Annotated in this window: 1 protein-coding gene; it reads left to right on the forward strand. The window is 46.5% G+C overall.

What is annotated here, in order from left to right; all coding sequences use genetic code 11:
* Positions 1-42: 42 nt before the first annotated feature.
* Positions 43-1830, forward strand: coding sequence for an acetolactate synthase 3 catalytic subunit (locus tag B7Y67_RS16770; RefSeq protein ID WP_215303313.1), 1788 nt, complete (start codon positions 43-45; stop codon positions 1828-1830).
* The last annotated feature ends 27 nt before the right edge of the window (positions 1831-1857 follow it).

Genomic DNA, 1857 nt, shown 5'->3' on the forward strand with positions numbered 1-1857 from the left:
ACCAAACAATTTTTTGCCGAAAATTGCAAAGGACGAAAGAAAATGAATACAAGCAGCGCCGAATTTTTAGCTTCTAAAGCTAACCAAGACACAGCAAACCCAAATTCCACAGCGAATGCGCCTGAAATGATTGGCGCCGAGATGTTGGTGAAGGCATTGCACAAAGAGGGTGTTGAATATGTTTGGGGTTACCCAGGCGGTTCAGTTCTCTTCATCTACGATGAAATCTTTAAGCAGGACAAGTTTGAACATATTCTTGTTCGTCATGAGCAAGCAGCAGTTCATGCGGCCGATGGCTATGCGCGTGCAACCGGTAAGGTTGGTGTCGCTCTAGTCACTTCAGGTCCAGGTGTTACCAATGCGGTTACCGGCATTGCTACTGCTTACACTGACTCCATCCCAATGGTGGTCATTAGCGGCAACGTGCCTACGTATGCAATTGGTGAAGATGCTTTCCAGGAAGCGGATACCGTTGGTATTACTCGCCCAGTGGTGAAGCATAATTTCTTAGTGAAGGATGTAAAAGACCTTCCTTTAGTGATTAAGAAAGCTTTTCACATCGCCCAAACAGGTCGGCCAGGCCCAGTATTGATCGACATCCCTAAGGATGTCTCCGCTGCGAAGGGGCCATTTGTTTATCCAGATACCTTGGAGATGCGTTCTTATAACCCGGTAATCAAAGGGCATAGTGGGCAGATTCGTAAGGCAGTTTCTTTATTGCAAGAAGCAGAGCGCCCATACATCTATACCGGTGGTGGCGTTATCTTGGCTGATGCTGCACCTGAGTTAAAAGAGTTTGCTGATTTGCTGGGCTATCCAGTAACCAATACCTTGATGGGTCTTGGTGGATTTCCTGGTACGAGTCCTCAGTTCCTCGGTATGCTCGGTATGCACGGTACTTACGAAGCCAATATGGCGATGCAGCACAGCGATGTGTTGATTGCGATTGGTGCTCGTTTTGATGACCGCGTGATCGGTAATACCACGCACTTTGCAAGCCATCCTCGCAAGATTATTCATATTGATATTGATCCCTCCGTGATTTCAAAGCGGGTGAAAGTGGATGTACCTATCGTTGGTAATCTCAAGGAAGTATTGCAAGAGATGACTGCTCAGCTTAAAGCTGCTGGTCCACGTAAGAATGATGCCAAGTTAGCGGCATGGTGGGAGCAGATTAACGAGTGGCGCAAAAAAGATTGCCTGAAGTACGACGAAGCTTCGCAAATTGTGAAGCCTCAGTACGTTGTTCAGAAGTTATGGGAGCTTACTGGTGGCGATGCATTCATTTGCTCTGACGTAGGTCAGCATCAAATGTGGGCCGCTCAGTTCTATAAGTTTGATAAGCCCCGTCGTTGGATTAACTCTGGTGGTCTGGGTACGATGGGCGTTGGCTTGCCGTATGCCATGGGTATCAAGAAGGCATTCCCTGATAAAGATGTATTCACCATTACAGGTGAGGGCTCGATTCAGATGTGTATTCAAGAGTTGTCTACTTGTAAACAGTACGACACGCCTGTGAAGATCGTGTCATTGAACAACCGTTACCTCGGTATGGTTCGTCAATGGCAAGAGCTAACTTATAACAAGCGCTATTCCAGTTCGTATATGGATTCTTTGCCAGACTTTGTGAAGCTGGCAGAGGCTTTTGGCCACGTTGGTATGCGCATTGAGAAAAAGTCTGATGTTGAAGGCGCTCTCAAAGAAGCGATTCGTTTAAAAGATCGCACTGTGTTTATGGATTTCCAGACCGACCCAGAAGAAAACGTTTGGCCAATGGTTCAAGCGGGTAAGGGTATTACTGAAATGCTTTTGGGTAGCGAGGATCTCTAATGCGACATATTATTTCTGTATTGATAG

This window comes from Polynucleobacter sp. 35-46-11 (assembly GCF_002281105.1).